The sequence below is a fragment of the Dendronalium sp. ChiSLP03b genome, assembly GCF_034531165.2.
In the GTDB taxonomy this organism is placed as follows: Bacteria; Cyanobacteriota; Cyanobacteriia; order Cyanobacteriales; family Nostocaceae; genus Dendronalium; species Dendronalium minutum.
In genome coordinates, this window is record NZ_JAVRBR020000066.1 from 12,176 (window position 1) to 28,251 (window position 16,076).

At 42.9% G+C, this 16,076-nt stretch carries 15 protein-coding genes and 1 pseudogene; 8 read left to right on the top strand and 8 right to left on the bottom strand.

Annotation, left to right across the window (positions count from 1 at the left end; genetic code table 11):
- Positions 1-37: 37 nt before the first annotated feature.
- Positions 38-1,096, bottom strand: a complete 1,059-nt coding sequence (locus tag RMY31_RS16695; protein WP_322656554.1) for a LacI family DNA-binding transcriptional regulator — start codon at positions 1,094-1,096, stop codon at positions 38-40.
- Between the two features lie 347 nt (positions 1,097-1,443).
- Between RMY31_RS16695 and RMY31_RS16700 the strand changes: the two genes are divergently transcribed.
- Complete coding sequence (locus RMY31_RS16700; RefSeq protein WP_322656555.1) at positions 1,444-1,902, top strand: hypothetical protein; 459 nt, start codon at positions 1,444-1,446, stop codon at positions 1,900-1,902.
- Between the two features lie 92 nt (positions 1,903-1,994).
- On the opposite strand, the gene RMY31_RS16705 is transcribed toward RMY31_RS16700, so the two are convergent.
- The gene (locus tag RMY31_RS16705; protein WP_322656556.1) at positions 1,995-3,056 is read right to left on the bottom strand and encodes a M28 family peptidase; all 1,062 of its coding nucleotides are present in this window, start codon (positions 3,054-3,056) and stop codon (positions 1,995-1,997) included.
- 428 nt (positions 3,057-3,484) lie between these two features.
- On the opposite strand from RMY31_RS16705, the pseudogene RMY31_RS16710 reads away from it, so the two are divergent.
- The 3 genes and pseudogenes from RMY31_RS16710 (at position 3,485) to RMY31_RS16720 (ending at position 6,511) form a co-directional block, all read left to right on the top strand.
- Positions 3,485-4,780 (top strand): annotated as a pseudogene (locus RMY31_RS16710) (sulfite exporter TauE/SafE family protein).
- A gap of 37 nt (positions 4,781-4,817) precedes the next feature.
- Entirely contained in the window at positions 4,818-5,435 is a 618-nt protein-coding gene (locus RMY31_RS16715) for a hypothetical protein (RefSeq protein ID WP_322656557.1), read from the top strand.
- 227 nt (positions 5,436-5,662) lie between these two features.
- Positions 5,663-6,511, top strand: a complete 849-nt coding sequence (locus RMY31_RS16720) for a DNA/RNA non-specific endonuclease (RefSeq protein ID WP_322656558.1) — start codon at positions 5,663-5,665, stop codon at positions 6,509-6,511.
- A 77-nt stretch (positions 6,512-6,588) separates the two neighbouring features.
- Here the strand turns inward: RMY31_RS16720 and RMY31_RS16725 are convergent, their stop codons facing one another.
- Together RMY31_RS16725 and galE are read right to left on the bottom strand one after the other, a co-directional pair.
- Complete coding sequence (locus RMY31_RS16725; protein WP_322656559.1) at positions 6,589-6,990, bottom strand: nuclease A inhibitor family protein; 402 nt, start codon at positions 6,988-6,990, stop codon at positions 6,589-6,591.
- Positions 6,991-7,020: 30 nt separating this feature from the next.
- Positions 7,021-8,019, bottom strand: a complete 999-nt coding sequence (gene galE, locus RMY31_RS16730; RefSeq protein WP_322656560.1) for a UDP-glucose 4-epimerase GalE — start codon at positions 8,017-8,019, stop codon at positions 7,021-7,023.
- A gap of 335 nt (positions 8,020-8,354) precedes the next feature.
- On the opposite strand from galE, the gene RMY31_RS16735 reads away from it, so the two are divergent.
- The 3 genes from RMY31_RS16735 (at position 8,355) to RMY31_RS16745 (ending at position 12,108) form a co-directional block, all read left to right on the top strand.
- Positions 8,355-9,023, top strand: a complete 669-nt coding sequence (locus RMY31_RS16735) for a hypothetical protein (protein WP_322656562.1) — start codon at positions 8,355-8,357, stop codon at positions 9,021-9,023.
- Positions 9,024-9,480: 457 nt separating this feature from the next.
- A complete protein-coding gene (locus RMY31_RS16740) occupies positions 9,481-11,232 on the top strand; it encodes an ABC transporter ATP-binding protein (RefSeq protein WP_322656563.1) in 1,752 nt (583 codons plus the stop codon).
- A 225-nt stretch (positions 11,233-11,457) separates the two neighbouring features.
- A complete protein-coding gene (locus RMY31_RS16745; protein ID WP_322656564.1) occupies positions 11,458-12,108 on the top strand; it encodes a HupE/UreJ family protein in 651 nt (216 codons plus the stop codon).
- Between the two features lie 182 nt (positions 12,109-12,290).
- Here the strand turns inward: RMY31_RS16745 and RMY31_RS16750 are convergent, their stop codons facing one another.
- Positions 12,291-12,968, bottom strand: a complete 678-nt coding sequence (locus RMY31_RS16750) for a sugar transferase (protein ID WP_322656565.1) — start codon at positions 12,966-12,968, stop codon at positions 12,291-12,293.
- 558 nt (positions 12,969-13,526) lie between these two features.
- On the opposite strand from RMY31_RS16750, the gene RMY31_RS16755 reads away from it, so the two are divergent.
- Complete coding sequence (locus tag RMY31_RS16755; RefSeq protein ID WP_322656566.1) at positions 13,527-13,829, top strand: hypothetical protein; 303 nt, start codon at positions 13,527-13,529, stop codon at positions 13,827-13,829.
- Between the two features lie 118 nt (positions 13,830-13,947).
- Here RMY31_RS16755 and surE read toward each other — a convergent pair whose 3' ends face one another.
- From surE to RMY31_RS16770, 3 genes are all read right to left on the bottom strand, one after another.
- Positions 13,948-14,628, bottom strand: coding sequence for a 5'/3'-nucleotidase SurE (gene surE, locus RMY31_RS16760; protein WP_322656567.1), 681 nt, complete (start codon positions 14,626-14,628; stop codon positions 13,948-13,950).
- A gap of 239 nt (positions 14,629-14,867) precedes the next feature.
- The gene (locus RMY31_RS16765) at positions 14,868-15,200 is read right to left on the bottom strand and encodes a hypothetical protein (protein ID WP_322656568.1); all 333 of its coding nucleotides are present in this window, start codon (positions 15,198-15,200) and stop codon (positions 14,868-14,870) included.
- 101 nt (positions 15,201-15,301) lie between these two features.
- The gene (locus RMY31_RS16770) at positions 15,302-15,979 is read right to left on the bottom strand and encodes a glutathione S-transferase family protein (RefSeq protein ID WP_322656569.1); all 678 of its coding nucleotides are present in this window, start codon (positions 15,977-15,979) and stop codon (positions 15,302-15,304) included.
- Between the last annotated feature and the right edge of the window lie 97 nt (positions 15,980-16,076).

Here is a 16,076-nt window from a genome sequence, read left to right on the forward strand (position 1 = left end):
AACTATTTAAAGCAAAATGAACGAGTTGAAAACACTCTTACCTTCTGCCCTCTGCCTCCTGCCTTCTGCCTCTATTCACTGCTGCACTACTACCCCGCTTTACCAAGAAAGGAGATAAAACGCGATTTTCTACACTTTTTTCCTCTAATAAATCGAGTAACATCTGCATGGCAGAGGAACCAATTTCTAACATTGGTTGGCAAATTGTCGTCAGTGGCGGCGTAACGTAACGACTTAAAGCAATACCATCAAATCCAACTATACTTAAATCTTGCGGTACTGAAATACCTAGTTCTTGGCAGCCTAAAAGAGCGCCAATCGCTATCATATCGTTGTAACAAAAGATGCCAGTTACCCCAGCAATGACTAGTTTAGATAATAGTTGTTGCCCGGTGGCAACATCGCTGATTCTGACATTGTCTTCATCACTAATTGCAACCCAATAATTACTTTGTGGTAAACCAGCTTCAGTCAAAGCCATGCGATATCCTTCTAGACGCTGCTGGTTTGACCTGCTGCGATCGCCCACACCTAGATACCCAATGGAGGTATGTCCCAGACTTATTAAATGCTCTACAGCCAATTTTGCACCTAAGCGATCGTTTATTTCCACCGAGTGAAATATGTCAGGTTGATCTTCAGTCTGGCTATTAATAAAAACTGTGGGTACAGCAATTTGCTCTAGTTGCTTTGTATGGTGTTTATTAATTCGTGAGTCGGCTACTAAGATACCGTCCACTCTCCGGCGATGAAAAGTATCAATAGCTGCTATTTCCTGTTCAAAATCGCGGTGTGAAGCACTTAACAAAACACTCAAGCCAGTCGATTTGGCTACCTTTTCGATTCCCTCTACTACCTCAGCGTAAAAGGGATCTGCTATTGAAGTTACTACTACCCCAATGGTATTGGTACGTTGATTTTGCAAACTTTGAGCAATAGCATTAGGCACATAATTCATCTCCTTCGCTATTTGCTTAATTTCCTCTCGCACCTTGGGGCTAATTAGAGAGTTGTCTCGTAAAGCGCGTGAAACGGTGGAATGAGAAACGCCTGCTCTGCGAGCAATATCTTCAATTGAAATTCTTCGTTTGCTCATTTGCTATCTGAGAAATTTTTAGATATTGCACACGTGTGCATAAAATTAATTATAGAGAAATTGAGTCATTCGTCAATAGATTTCAATACAAATCGTAACTGTGTCTTGTCGATGGTTATCTTACAAAAAGTTGTCGAAAACAAAAGTTTATGTATAAATTGAAACTAGCAACTCAACCGAACTTCAGCCCCAACAATAGTATTAATGATTTTTCGTATGCTGTCTGAGGGGTATCATTTAGGAACGTTGCTAATTGAACTCTCTAATATCAATCAACCTATTTTTTGTTTTAACGTAAGAACCAAAAAATATTAGCAGCAGCCGCATCAAGACTTTTTCTAGACTATATGCGTCGCAAAATTATATATGTTTTAATTCTGCTGCTTTCATTGAGTGTTATTACGCTTTGGTGGCCCGTGAATGATTCTGAATGTGATTCAGAGGCTTTTCTAAAATCAAAAACCAAAAAATTCCAAGTACAGGCCACTAAAGTTGTTGTTCAGCCATGGCTCGGCGAACACCAAGTGTATGGAGTTTTTATGGTTCCCGACGAATACAAGCAAACTCCATTTTTTGTTTTAACAGTCAAGGGTGCTATCAGCGAATGTTCGAGACCATTTGGCTACAGGCAAAACTTTGATGACATCTTTGCTGAGGCTGGGACTCATTTAGTGAGAAACTACATTAGAACCCGCATTGCTCTGCGGCTCATTCTTCAAGGGTTTTACTTCCAGCTTAATGATAAACAGAGCTGGACGCTGACCTTTCCTCAGCCAAAGGCTGATCGAGAAGAGATGGCAGAGTAGGGGCAGAGGGGCAGGGGGCAGAGGAGTAGAACTCAGCACTGCCAACTCAGTAGTCTTCTAGTGCGGAATTTTAGGTGAAGTTGCGATCGCTGTCAAGTTGGTGGTTGAGTTTCCAAGATATTGTTGTTTTCTACCAAATTATTGGTAGTATTTACTACAATCTGTGCGGCTCCCGTGAAAAACGATCGCTCTATAGTCGCTGGAATGTCACTGGGTTGGTGATAGTGGGGAGTACGTAAGTTTGCCGTATCCGTGACCAGCACAGCACCAACTCCCTGATACCAGAATGGGGCGTGGTCGCTGCGTAAGGTGTCGGGTGTCAGCAAACCTTTCAGAGGAATGGGTAGTTTCAGGACTGGTGGCAGATTCGATGCTTCCTGATTTCGGGTAGTTGAGGTTAAACTCTGTGAGTTTTGAAAGGCATTCAGCAAAGGTAAATGTTCTGCATCGCCGACTACTGCCAAAAAATCGCCCTTGCCGCTGGGTGAGGTAATGGGCAATCCTGCGGGATACTTTTGACAGCCGGGAGTATAGCAAGCATATCCCACCATATCCATAACTATGACACCGCGTAGATTTTTTAAGCGTACTGCTTTGGTGACAAACGCCCGACTGCCTAACAGACCGGCTTCTTCTTTATCAAAAAAAGCTAATTGCAATGTCCGTGGCATCGGACGCGAAGCCAGAAGGCGGGCAACTTCCAGTACCACAGCAATACCAGTGGCATTGTCATCAGCACCAGGAGATAAGGCAACGGTATCGTAATGTGCTGCTACGAGAATTGCTCCGGCTGTCTTGTCAGTTCCCTGTCGTTCTGCAAAGACATTAACACCGTCAGCGAACTTTTCCAGCTGGGGTTTCCAGCCTAATTTTTGCAGTTCTGTAGTGATATAAGTGCGAGTTAGCGATCGCTCTATAGTGGTGTAGCGCTGAAAATTCAACTTTTGGATATGAGTTAATAGCTTGTCAGCCGAAACTTGGGGCGTAATCTTCACTTCCTGGAGCTGTGGTGGTTGAGGTGTTTCCATTGGAATGCGTTCAACGATTACAGGTGAGGGACGTTGCTCAAAAAAACCGTTGAATGCAGTACCTCTACTACTCACCACAGCAACTGCCACCAACACCAACAGCCCTAGCCAAATCCATTTTTTCATGTAAATCTATACCTTGGCTTCCAGACTTAGGGTAACGCGATCGCTAAGTTTGACAACCCGTCTTTTGACAGCGATCGTAACTTCACCTAAAGTTCCGCACTAGAAGACTACTGAGTGCTGAGTTAGGAGTTAGGAAATAAAAACCCTTTAGGCAGGGAAAAGGTTAAAGGGAAAAGGACGGATCTTTTCCTTTCCCCTTTCCCAAGCGAAGCCTTCTTCCTTGTTCCCCTTGTCCCCCTTGGGGACATCCAATAATTAAATTACTCAATTCCTGCATCCAATTTCTTCTCCCCCTGCTCCCCCTGCTCCCCCTGCTCACCCAAGCAATTGATTATTTTTTTATTCGGAAGTCCCTTGTCCTCCCTGTCCCTCTGCTCCCCTGCCCCTCTGCTCCCCTGCCTCCTAACTTCTGACTCAGGAATTTACTTATGCTAGATTTGTCGCTAATCGCAATCTTAGGGTTCCTGGGCAGTTTTGGGCATTGTTTTGGAATGTGTGGCCCTCTAACAGTGGCATTTTCCCTGTCCGAACGGCAGAAAACTCCACAAAAAGTCTCTTCTGGAGGAACATTAACCTTGGAAGTGTCCTCCACATGGCAACAGCAATTAAAATTTCATATCCTGCTGAACCTAGGGCGGATGTTAAGCTACGCTCTGGTTGGTGCTGGTATAGGGGCACTAGGTTCAGTATTTTTGCAAGGTGGACAGTTAGCAGGTGTTGGCAGTGACTTCCGCCGAGTCATGGCAATTGTTACTGGGATAATGCTGATTTGGTTTGGGTTAGGACAAGTAACGCCCAATTTCCTGCCTCGAATTCCGATTTTACACCCTCTCCTGCAAGGCAGCTTACACGATCGCTTGAGTGCTGGAATGGTCAAGCTTTCCTTACAAAATAAATGGTGGACACCAACGCTTTTGGGAATGACTTGGGGTTTGATGCCCTGCGGTTTTCTATATGCAGCTCAAATTAAAGCAGCGGAAACTGGCAATTTAGGGATGGGTGCGGCAATGATGCTGGCTTTTGGCTTGGGAACACTACCCACTATGTTAGGAGTAGGCATTTCCACCTCTTTAGTGAGTAAAGACAGGCGCAGTCAGCTGTTTCGTTTAGGCGGTTGGGTTACTCTCACCATTGGCGTTATCACGTTGCTGCGGACTGGTGACACAATGGTAGATTACACCGGACATGCGGCATTGATTTGTTTGATATTGGCGCTAATTGCTCGTCCGATTAGCAACTTGTGGGCTTCACCCCTACGTTACCGTCGTGCCTTGGGAGTAGGAGCCTTTGTGCTGTCTGTGGTTCACACTACCCACATGATAGAACACTCACTGCAATGGAATTTTGCCGCCTTCTTTTTCTTGCCGCTAGACTTTCAGTGGGGCATGGCTGCGGGTGCTGTAGCATTAATATTAATAACCCCCGCTGCTTTCACAAGTTTGGAATCTTTGCAGAAATCGTTAGGCAAGCGCTGGCGACAGATTCATTTATTGAGTGTGCCAGCTTTGCTTTTGAGTGCCATTCATGCTGTGTTGATTGGTTCCCATTACTTGGGTTCCTTGCAATCAACTTGGGGGAATAAATTAGCGGCAGTGCTGATGGGAATTGTCACCCTCGGTGTGTTGCTGGTGCGTAGGGCGAAGCCCTTACCCTAAGCATCGCACTGGTTTTGGTCAAAGTTAACTCTAGAAAAGTTGTATGTCCCCCCAACTAAATCGCGTTAAACCATGCTTGTTCCCTAGCTCAACTTGGGAGCATTCAATGAGTTCAAAAAACAGGCATTGGCAGAGCCTAAGAAGGATAAAGAATTTATTATTTCTCAGTAGCTTGGTTATATCAATAACTAATATTTACACTGCCTCTGCTCATGAGACAAAAATAGCAGCAGATGTAGGTGCTACTCTCCACGTTGAACCAAATGATAATCCTCGTGCGGGAGAACCCACACAAGCCTGGTTTGCACTTACCCGCAAAGGTGGAAAAGCGATTCCTCTGACACAGTGCAATTGTCAGTTGGTTGTCTATGCCCAACCCCATACAGCAGGAGAGCCAGCACTACTAGAGCCATCCTTAAAACCTGTGGCAGCCGAGCGATATCAAGGTATTCCAGGTGCAGATATTGTTTTCCCCAAACCAGGAATTTATCAGCTCAAGCTAAGTGGTAAACCAGTAACTCAAGCAAGTTTTAAACCGTTTCAATTTAAGTTTGAAGTTACCGTGGTAGCAGGATCGGCAAGAAACATACAAAATGTGCAAGATGTCAATGATGTACCTACACAGGGAATAAATACAGGGCTAGGGCTTCCTATTACAGTGCTGGCAATTGTTCTTGGTACAGGTATTTTATTTTTCCTAGTACAAGCGGTGAGGAGGAGTTAATCTACAACACTTACGCACAAAAGTTGTCTGTTGAGGTTGGGTATAAGGGTGTATGGATCTAGGGGTGTAAGGGTTTTGAAAACTTACACCCCTACACTTTTTTATGGGATAAAAGCAATGTGTTGTATTCAATTATTTATATAGTTTTGTTTTTGTATCCAGGATTACTTGATATTTAAGTGTTCACTTTTGAATACTAGGTGCGTCACTAAATATACAGTTGCGCCATGAAGAAATTTAAATTTTTCAACTTTCTTCTGCCTTTGATGGGTGTAGTTTCACTTACACTCTTACTGCGATCGCAAAAAGCACCTGCACAATCCTCAAGCGTTCACTTAACAATGGGGAACCCCACCGGAGCTGTAACCAGCACTTCGTACCCCAACAATTATCTGATGAGCAAATCTCAGTATGCGCTGTCGTACAACAACACGACTAGAATCCCAAATTGGGTGAGTTGGCAGCTGAATAATAGCTGGTTAGGTAGCGCTCCCCGTCAAGATGATTTTCGTGCTGATACATCCCTCCCGTCTACTTGGTATCGAGTTCAAGGAACTGATTACCAAGGCAGTGGATTCGATCGGGGACACATGACTCCTTCCGCAGACCGAACAAGGACAGTTACAGATAACTCTGCAACTTTTCTGATGACAAATATGATTCCGCAAGCACCTGATAACAATCAAGGGCCGTGGGCTAATCTGGAAAACTATAGTCGAGACTTAGTTGTTAATCAAGGTAAAGAACTCTATATCATTTCGGGTGGATATGGTGTTGGTGGCACTGGCTCGAATGGAACAAAATACACAATTGCTAGTGGCAGAATTCAAGTTCCGGCAAGAACTTGGAAGGTTATTGTTGTCTTAAATACACCAGGTTCTGGGGTAGGTGGTGTGACGAGTAACACACGAGTTATTGCTGTTGATATGCCTAACTCACAGGGGATCAGAAATGCCAACTGGAAAACATATAGAGTTTCTGTTGACAGCATTGAATCTAATACCGGTTACAATTTCCTTTCCAATGTTCCTGCGTCTACTCAAAATGTCATTGAGTCCAGAATTGATAATTTGTAAGACTCGATAGTTGAATCAAAACTACAAAACCTGTCCGCAGATGCGGATAGGCTTGTGATTTGCAAGTTGACTGCTAGCTAAGTCTCGACAACTTTTGTTGACAGTCCTGCTAAGTCACCGGATGGGGTCTTGCCAACAATATAGACATCTATGTTGATAGTGCCCACACGATAAACCTGAATATCACTAAGGTTAGCTTTTAGCGTCTCTACAAGTGACTGAAATTTTTTAACAGTTTCTTTCTGCTGGCGATCGTGCCAATCTTTTTCTTGGGCACTATTACGAAACAAGTAATCTAGGTCAACTGTTTCGACTAGTACGTCTTGGGAATGACCTGTTAGGTGGAGGAGTTTCTGGTCTGTCAGGGTTTCTTTGGCTTGAGCAGACCAGAAAAAAACCTCAAAGGGATAATCAGATTCACTCATGAACAGCAAGCCATCCGAGGCTTGCTTTAATTTTTTAGTAATCTCGTTAGTCATTTGCTTTGTAATCCTTAGCAACCATCAATTTTACTTATGTCGCTGTTGATGCCACTGCCACGCATGAGTAACAATATCTTTGATTTCTGGGTACTGAGGTTGCCAGCCTAAGATTTTTCTGGCTTTCTCCCCACTGCCAATGAGACTTGGGGGATCTCCAGGGCGGCGATCGCACTCTTGAATTGGTATATTAAGTCCAGTCACTTGCTCGGCAGCTGCAATTACTTCTCTCACGGAGAAGCCACTACCATTGCCTAAATTAAATACTTCGCTATCGCCGCCTTTTAATAGATATTCCAATCCCAAAACATGGGCATCTGCCAAGTCACTAACATGAATATAATCGCGAATACAAGTACCATCAGGTGTCGGATAATCAGTGCCAAAAATTGAGATAGATTCTCGTTTGCCGAAAGCTGTCAGCAGCACCAAGGGAATTAAATGGGTTTCTGGGTTGTGATCTTCACCTAGTAAACCATTGGGATGAGCGCCAGCAGCATTAAAGTAGCGAAAACGCACTGACTTAAAATCGTAAGCTACATCAAAATCGGAGAGAATCCGCTCCACCATCAGCTTAGTAGCACCATAGGGATTAATGGGATTTTGGGGATGGTTTTCGGGAATAGGTACGACTTCCGGTACTCCATAGGTGGCACAAGTAGAAGAAAAGACAAATTTTTTAACAGATGCAGCCAGCATCGCTTCTAAGAGCGTTAGCGTACCAAGAACATTATTACGGTAGTATTTAGCAGGGTCTGTCACCGATTCTCCTACGTAGGCATAGGCAGAAAAGTGCATAACAGCACCAATATTACGGGTGTTAAATAATTCATCTAGCAGGGCGCGATCGCTTGTATCACCAATTACAAGTTCTACCTGTAAAACCTTTTCTACCAAGTCCTGATGACCGTAGACCAGATTATCCAGTATTACCACCTCATAACCAGCTTGTTTGAGAGCCAGAACTGTATGGGAACCAATATATCCAGCTCCCCCTGTGACTAAGATGGTAGACTTTCCAGACGACATAGTTTTTCCTTTGAAGTTGACAACTACTCAATTAATTTAATTTACCGGTGCCATATTACTCAGCCAAAAAATTACAAATAATAGACGCATAGTGAAAAAATTGCACTAAAATCACTACGACGGTAGTCTTTTGGTGTGAGGTTTGAGGTATTTTATGTCAGGTAACAGTGCGATTACAATTTGACGATAAAATAAACCGACTGCCCAAAACTTCTCGGCTGACCCTTATGGGTGACGCTCCTAGCGTCTTACCTTAAGAAGATCGCCAGTTGTTTTATGCCGGTAAACCCGTCACCACACTGGCTCACCGCACCAGAAAATTTGAGAGTTAATCTATGTTTCTATTGCTAAGCCGGGTACTGCTGTGGCTACTTATTGGCACTATCGTATATTCTCTGTTTCAGAGATTCTATCCCAGCGGAACTTTTGTCGGACGAGTAGTCTTAGTCATTGTGTTGATTGTCATAGCGCTGTCGTTTGTTAACCCCAATGAACCAGCTGTGGCATCTTTGTGGAGGTTAGTATCTTTTCCGCTCAAGCCTTTGGGAGCTTCAGCATTGCTGTTAATATTTGCTGCCCAGAAAATAAAAGGAGGCGGGATAGACAAACCCGGAGGATACTTGGTGGGTTGGGCGCTGACAATTTTGCTGTTGTCAAGTACGCCAGCGATCGCTTACTTTTTAGTCAGGACACCAATAGCAGCGTCATTAGACACTGGGACGCTTGTGGCATTGGGGCAAAACACTACCTCAGCTACCATCTCAGATGTTGTGGGGGATAATATCCTACCTGCTAGAGATATGAGTCTGGCCATCGCATTCAACTCGGTGGACATCAAAGTTCCGCCTTACCTGTTGCAAAATCCCCAGGACATTAGGACAAGAGGGTTACGCATTGAAGACTTTGTACCTAGTGCAGCAACACTGCAATTAACAACCCAAGTCTGGGAAAGTTATCTTAACCAAGTTTACTTTTTCTTACGTGGTAGCCAGTCACAGGGCTAAACAAGTAACCATAAAAAGGCCGCTATGCTACGTCCTGGTGGCTGGCCTTATTTAATTTTCTAAAAATTTGAGTAGACTTGCTGATGTTAACCTGACTCTTTCCTAAAAGACTCAATTTTTAGGTAAAGTAGGGCAAGCTGTTAAACTTCAAAAACAAGATAGATTTAATATCTTGTTGGATTAGGATGATAATACCAATTCGTAATTCGTAATCAAGACAGGGCAAACGCACGTAAAACCTGAAACCCTTGCGGGACAAGGATATTGATGAAAAAAGAGACTCAATTATAAAACGCCCAAACCCTTGCCATTAAAGGATTCTTATACTTTAAATGCGTTTGCCCTGGTAATCAAGAGGCGCAAAGTCTTACACCCATAATCAGATTTTATCTGGATTTCCACATTTGAATCTGTAGCTTCTTTTTTCAAATTGGTATAAAGTTGCACAATTGCTTTGATGGCAAAATCTCGACGAATCGCTAAACTTACTGCTTACTTACGTCCCCATTGGCGGGAGGCAACATTAGGCATTATTGCTTTGTTGTCTGTTAATGGGTTGGGTGTTTATATACCTCTGTTAATTCGCAACTGCGTTGACAAACTTTCGACAAACTTTAGCTTGAACGAAGTACTGTATTACGTGGTGCAGATCGTTTTGCTGAGTTCAGCGATGTTGCTAATCCGCATGGCATCGCGTATCTGGCTATTTGGAGTGGGTCGTCAGGTAGAATTTGACCTAAAACAACGGATTTTTCAACACTTACTCCAGCTAGAGCCATCTTATTTTGCCACAAATACCATTGGCGATTTAATTAGCAGGGCTACTAGTGATGTAGACAATATCCGGCGGTTGTTAGGCTTTGCAGTACTCAGTTTGGCAAATACTTTGTTTGCCTACACTCTGACACTACCAGTGATGCTGGCACTTAGTGTAAATCTGACATTAGCCGCTTTAGCAGTTTATCCGGTGATGTTCTTTTTAGTGCATTTGTTTAGTAATCGCTTACGCCAAGAACAAGCAGTAGTACAAGAGCAACTCTCTGAAATCAGCGAACTCATTCAAGAGGATATTAGCGGCATTGCCTTAATTAAAATCTACGCTCAAGAAGAAAACGAGCGTCGCGCTTTCGCCAAGAAGAATCAGCAGCTATTAGCAGCTAACTTGCAACTGGCAAAAAGCCGAAACACACTGTTTCCCCTAATTGGTGGTCTAGCTAATCTCAGTTCGCTAGTGATTATCTGGCTGGGGGCGACGCAGATTTCTTCTGGAACGCTGGCAGTTGGAGATTTTTTGGCACTGCTGATTTATGTAGAACGTCTAGTTTTCCCTACCGCCTTGTTAGGATTCACAATTACTGCTTACCAACGAGGTGAAGTAAGTATCGACCGCCTTGAGTCCATTTTCAGCGTCACACCTAAAATTAAGGATGCAGCTGATGTCATACATTTGCCTAGAGATGAAGTGAAGGGAGAATTAACAGCTAAAAATCTGAGCTATACTTACCCGACTGCCAGCACCCCAGCTTTAGAAAATGTCAACTTTACTATTTTTCCTGGGGAAATAGTGGCAATTGTTGGGGCAATTGGTTCCGGGAAAACCACCTTGGCAAATGCTTTACCACGCTTGTTGGATATTGAACCCGGGCAGCTGTTTTTAGACGGATGCGATATTACCAAAATAGCGTTATCAGATTTACGGGGTGCGATCGCTTATGTTCCCCAAGATAGCTTTTTGTTCAGCACTACTATCAAAAATAATATCCGTTACGGCGACCCATTGAGAGAACAAGACGATGTAGAATTAGTGGCTCAGATAGCCCAGATTCACCCAGAAATTAGTAATTTTCCCCAAAAATATGAAACAATTGTTGGCGAACGTGGTATTACTCTTTCTGGCGGACAACGACAACGTACTGCTTTGGCTAGGGCAATGTTAGTTGATGCTCCGATATTAATTTTGGATGATGCCCTCTCTAGTGTGGATAATCAAACTGCTACACAAATTCTCAACAATCTTGCTGGTGGTAAAGTTCGCAAGACGATAATTTTTATTACTCATCAACTATCTGCTGCTGCCGCTGCTGACCGGATTTTTGTCATAGACAAGGGAAGAATTGTCCAAATAGGCAATCATTTGGAACTAGTACAACAAGATGGTATGTATAGAACTTTGTGGAGCCAGCATCAGGTAGAAGAATTACTACATTGAAAAGTGGGGACTGATGACTAGGGACGCAGGGACGCTGTGAGGAAGTCGGAGTCTTGGATGCCACTTGCTAGCCTGCGGGTTCGCCTAAAGGCGTTCTTGAAGTTTAGGGAGACGCGGAGAATAACTCCTGCCTTCTGCTTTCTGACAAATCAAAAATTACTCCGTTAGTTTTTTTGGCTACTTGGGCAGTATTAAAGTACCGAATCAACTAATCTGGTATGAGTGATGTTAAAAATTGGATTATCAGGATTTTCGTCTAAGTTGCAGCATCGCCATCTGGGTGCGATCGCTTCTCTTATATTAATCAGTTTGCTATGTTCGTGGAATGGATTGCCCTCTCACCATGCTATATCCAACTGTTGGGAAGGCTTTTTGTGGGGAATGGCAGATCCAGTAATTGGTTTGAATCGTTTGGCTAGTATCGTTGCTATTGGCCTGCTGTCGGCTGGAGTTGTTCGTGGCACTTTAATCGCTACTTCGTTTGTGTTAGCAGCAGTCTTGGGAATGGTAATTCATCTGTTCCAGCTAAATTTACCAAGTACAGAAATAGCGATCGCCGTTTCCAGCATTATCTTCGGTGTCATGTTAGCGCTTCCACGACCTAACTGGTTAATACTAGCACTGCTGGGGGCGATCGCTGGTTTGGTTCAAGGTTACGATAATGGTCAATCCATTATTGGCACAGGAGTAATATCATTGCTTGCCTATATTTTGGGTGTGACTTTGACTCAGTACGCAGTTGTCATGAGTGCTAAAGAAATTGGCAATACAATCACCCGTGCCAACATTAACAAAATTTTGTCAAAAGTAATTATCGTTGTGGGCTTCGCTTTCTGTGCGATCGGCATTGTGTTTTTGCAAAGCTCGATCGGCTAATATTGACTATCAAACTTTAATAGTCATCAATCATCAGCAGCCAGTGTCTTGGAGAGGCAGTGCGGTGGTAGCGTAGCGTTGCTGCCGAACTTGAAGAGTAGCGACGTACGAGCGTCGACAGTTGCTCATGCGGGTTTCCACGACACTTCCTACCCAACAACTGGCGTTCATCAGCTTAATACTTAAAAAGCCCCAATTCGTCCAAATATTACGTAGAAAGTTTTCCCAATCAGGAATAAATCATACAACGGATGCCAGTTGTGTTGATAGCGTAAGTCTAAATCAACGATTTGTTCAAAATCTTTTACTTGAGAACGACCATTTACTTGCCATTCTCCAGTTAATCCTGGTTTGACATTTAAACGCTGCCAGTGACGAGGGGTATATTTAGCAACCTCGTCTCCTGTAGGTGGACGTGTTCCTACTAAGCTCATTTCACCTACAAGGACATTCCAAAATTGAGGTAATTCATCTAAGCTTGTGCTTCGTAATAACCGACCCACCTTCGTAACTCGAAAGTCATTTTTATTTTTAAATATGAGTCCGTTAGCTTCGTTATTCACTAAAGATTTTAACTGTTCCGCATCACTAACCATCGAGCGGAATTTTCGGATCCGAAAGGCGCGTCCTTGAAGTCCATAACGTTCTTGGGTAAAGAAAATAGGACCTGGGCTGTCAATTTTGATAGCGATCGCTAATGGTACAAATACAAGGGCTAAAATCATTAGTCCCACCAAGCTTCCAACTATATCCAAACTACGTTTAAATCTAGACTGTACAGATTGATGAGGAGTAAATTCTAATACCCAATCTTCGTAAGTAGCACCTTGAAAGACGCTTTTTAATGATGTTTGGTACATTATTCTAGCCGGATTTAGAGCGACAAGGGTAGAATTACTTAAGCTCTAGATCCGACTATAAACTTAGGTTTATTAAAAGTAATACATTTCTACGTTATATTTACTCGATCTTCATCATTGTTTGTGGGGATCGTCAGCTTTTGTAAAGTTAATGTAAAGTAATATAAATCTATCGTAAGGGGGATAATGCAGAGTAGTTGATATGTATATAAAATGCTGAAATGTTACATTTGCTACTAGCTTAGGATGTAAGATAAAAAACTAGATTCATATTTGACAAAAATACAGTTGGCTGGTGAAAAAACATCCCCTAAAGAGGGATTATTTGGAAAAAAGCATAAGATAGCATGTCTCGCAGAATAAAAATAGCAGACAGCAGTTAAGACAGCCAAATTAACGAAATTATCAGTTAGGTGCAAAAATATTTTTATCATTTGACAAAAGCACCAAAGAACAAAATCACAAATATTATCAGCATGGCAGCAATTTTTTGATTGCTGCGTTGATTTAGTTATTCAAGGATGATTTAGCGACATTATATTCAGGGGTAGTAAAAACATGATTTCAGCAGGAGTCGAAGTTAAAATTAGTCGCTTGGAATCCATTGTTGAGCAAATCGGGGAAGCGGTAATCTCTACTACTGAGACAATTGAACGTCTTGCTGAAAGATTAGACAACCTTAGCGCGCAAGTCGAAGCACAGGGAAAGCAAGTACAGCAGCAGGGCTATCAAATTTTTGCATTGTGTGATGCTGTACAGAGCCTTGCTGAATCTCAGGATGACTCACTACAAAGACTAACCCAACTCACACAAACTCTAGACCGACTTACGTCCTTAATTCAAGGAACAGAGGACGTATGAAGTATATTTTTTGTATTGCACTTTGTAGTAGTCAGCCTTTTGATGAATGAAAAATTAAAAACGAACAACTCCGTATTTAACTTTTAATTTTGCATTTTGAATAGCAGTGCAGCAACTGTCATACTCTAATCTGAGTTACGGCGATGTTGCCTGAAAAACAGACATCCACATCGCTACCAGGAGTGCGATCGCGTTTGCTATATTCCCCTACATAATAAAAATCATCACCATCAATGCGATAGTTAACTGGCAAAGCTTTGGTACATGGTTGGCAAAACACCATCTTAGGATCTGGTTCTCCCGGTTGCAGATGTGGCAAATTGACATTCCAGAAGCTTCCCGGTTCTAGGGGACGCTGGAGTAAGTCAGTTAAAATTTCAGCAGTCAACTTAGCAGCTAGATCCCAATCAAAATTCTGCTTGGCTTTGCGATAGTGAGAAATGGCAATTCCTGGAATACCATGCATTGCAGCTTCTCGCACGGCGGCAACAGTGCCAGAGATATAAGCATCTACACCTAAGTTACCTCCCGCGTTGATACCAGACAACACGAATTTGATATCTTGACAAATTTGTGTCATTGCAATTCTTACACAATCCGCAGGAGTGCCTGCGATCGCATACTCATTATCAGAACGCCGTTGTAGGTGAATTGGGCGAGTGGTAGTGACTTGATGCCCACAGCCTGATTGATGGTGTTTGGGAGCAGCAATAATAGTCTTTCTATCATTTACAGCTTTTACCAGAGCTTGAATACCAGGTGCATCAATACCGTCATCATTAGTTAGGATTATGGTCATAAATTTTTCAATTTAAAGCCGCAACTATGGGAAGCTTCGTCTGGACAAGGCAGAAGATCCGTCCTTTTCCCTTTACCCTTTAACCCTTCGGGTGACGCTCCTTTGTCGCTAACGCTACGCTAACGCCAGTTGCCTGTGGAGGCAAACACTCTCCGAAGTTTGCTTGGAGGGAAACCCTCCTGCCAACTTCTCTTTGCAGCACAGGCCTCACCTTTTCCCTTTCATTCCTGACTCCTTAGTCATAAATCTAAAAATGGTAAAAACTGAAGTATAGCTTTACGTAACCTTATTAGATAAATATTTTGCCGTATGTTGGCATTCAGTTTCGGTGGAGGATTAACTTGCAGTTGCTCTTGCAATTCTGCGTATTCGGCAGCAGTCAGGAATTTGCCATCAATGGGCGATCGCGCGTCTAAAATAATTTCTGTCCGTAATATTTCTTCTGGCGTATCCTCTGGTGGCGGCAATGCCATTACTGCTGTGCCCCAATGGCTACTTAACCACACCAAAATCCCAGTGCTGACACCCAAAACCAACAATAATATTCGTTGTCTCGTTTTTAGTCTCGCCATTTTTCCCTCTTAGCACCCAGCACTCCTAACTCCTGTACAAACGCGTAGACGCTCGTAAGAGCGGCTTCTCGTAAGAGTATAAGCGCGTCTGTACTCCCAACTCAGCACTCACTAAGTCCTGGTGGAAGTGATTCACTACATTGCTGATGAATTTGCATAATGCGTTCAAACAACCAGGGATATTCCTGACGGTAGTGGGGAATAAGTGCTAAAGGACTCAGCAAGGCAGCTGCGGCAATATCTGCCACACTCAACTTATTCCCTACTAAATACTCACTATTTTTCCAACGGATAAATAATTCTTCTAAAGCAGTTGCTAATCTACTGGCAGCTAATTCTACACTGGCGTTATCAATCCTATATTGTTGACGCACCACTGAGATTATTAGCTGACTAGCCAGTGATGGATCGATTTGCTTGCCCTCACCAGCGCGAAATTGATAATACACAAATCGCGTAGCCGTTCCAATGCTTTCATCTAACCAATCTTCTAGCATCCAGGCTTCAGTTTGCTGTTTGTAATCTGGTAAAAACAATGACGGTTCTTTTTGGTAAGATTCCAGATATTTGAAAATTCGAGTAGAGTCAGCGATCGCTTGTGGTTGTCCTTCAATTTGCGGTAATAAAACTGGCAGAGTTTTCAAACCAGTTAACGGTTTTACTCTTAGGATATGCAAACCAGGAGTTAGATTTTCACATTTGTAATTAATTTGCTTATAACCCAGCGCCAAGCGAGCTTTGCGACAATAATGAGATGTACTAAATTGTAGTAGCAACATAAAATTATACCAATTCGTAACTAAGAAAATCGTACTGTATCTGGGTTTCCAGGTTTGTACCGATCGTATTCTTAAAATTGGTATTACTCTAGCAGCT

Coding starts and splice junctions, on each gene's coding strand:
- RMY31_RS16695 (WP_322656554.1), bottom strand. CDS start 1,096: ATGAGCAAACGAAGAATTTCAATTGAAGATATTGCTCGCAGAGCAGGC.
- RMY31_RS16700 (WP_322656555.1), top strand. CDS start 1,444: ATGCGTCGCAAAATTATATATGTTTTAATTCTGCTGCTTTCATTGAGT.
- RMY31_RS16705 (WP_322656556.1), bottom strand. CDS start 3,056: ATGAAAAAATGGATTTGGCTAGGGCTGTTGGTGTTGGTGGCAGTTGCT.
- RMY31_RS16715 (WP_322656557.1), top strand. CDS start 4,818: ATGAGTTCAAAAAACAGGCATTGGCAGAGCCTAAGAAGGATAAAGAAT.
- RMY31_RS16720 (WP_322656558.1), top strand. CDS start 5,663: ATGAAGAAATTTAAATTTTTCAACTTTCTTCTGCCTTTGATGGGTGTA.
- RMY31_RS16725 (WP_322656559.1), bottom strand. CDS start 6,990: ATGACTAACGAGATTACTAAAAAATTAAAGCAAGCCTCGGATGGCTTG.
- galE (WP_322656560.1), bottom strand. CDS start 8,019: ATGTCGTCTGGAAAGTCTACCATCTTAGTCACAGGGGGAGCTGGATAT.
- RMY31_RS16735 (WP_322656562.1), top strand. CDS start 8,355: ATGTTTCTATTGCTAAGCCGGGTACTGCTGTGGCTACTTATTGGCACT.
- RMY31_RS16740 (WP_322656563.1), top strand. CDS start 9,481: ATGGCAAAATCTCGACGAATCGCTAAACTTACTGCTTACTTACGTCCC.
- RMY31_RS16745 (WP_322656564.1), top strand. CDS start 11,458: ATGTTAAAAATTGGATTATCAGGATTTTCGTCTAAGTTGCAGCATCGC.
- RMY31_RS16750 (WP_322656565.1), bottom strand. CDS start 12,968: ATGTACCAAACATCATTAAAAAGCGTCTTTCAAGGTGCTACTTACGAA.
- RMY31_RS16755 (WP_322656566.1), top strand. CDS start 13,527: ATGATTTCAGCAGGAGTCGAAGTTAAAATTAGTCGCTTGGAATCCATT.
- surE (WP_322656567.1), bottom strand. CDS start 14,628: ATGACCATAATCCTAACTAATGATGACGGTATTGATGCACCTGGTATT.
- RMY31_RS16765 (WP_322656568.1), bottom strand. CDS start 15,200: ATGGCGAGACTAAAAACGAGACAACGAATATTATTGTTGGTTTTGGGT.
- RMY31_RS16770 (WP_322656569.1), bottom strand. CDS start 15,979: ATGTTGCTACTACAATTTAGTACATCTCATTATTGTCGCAAAGCTCGC.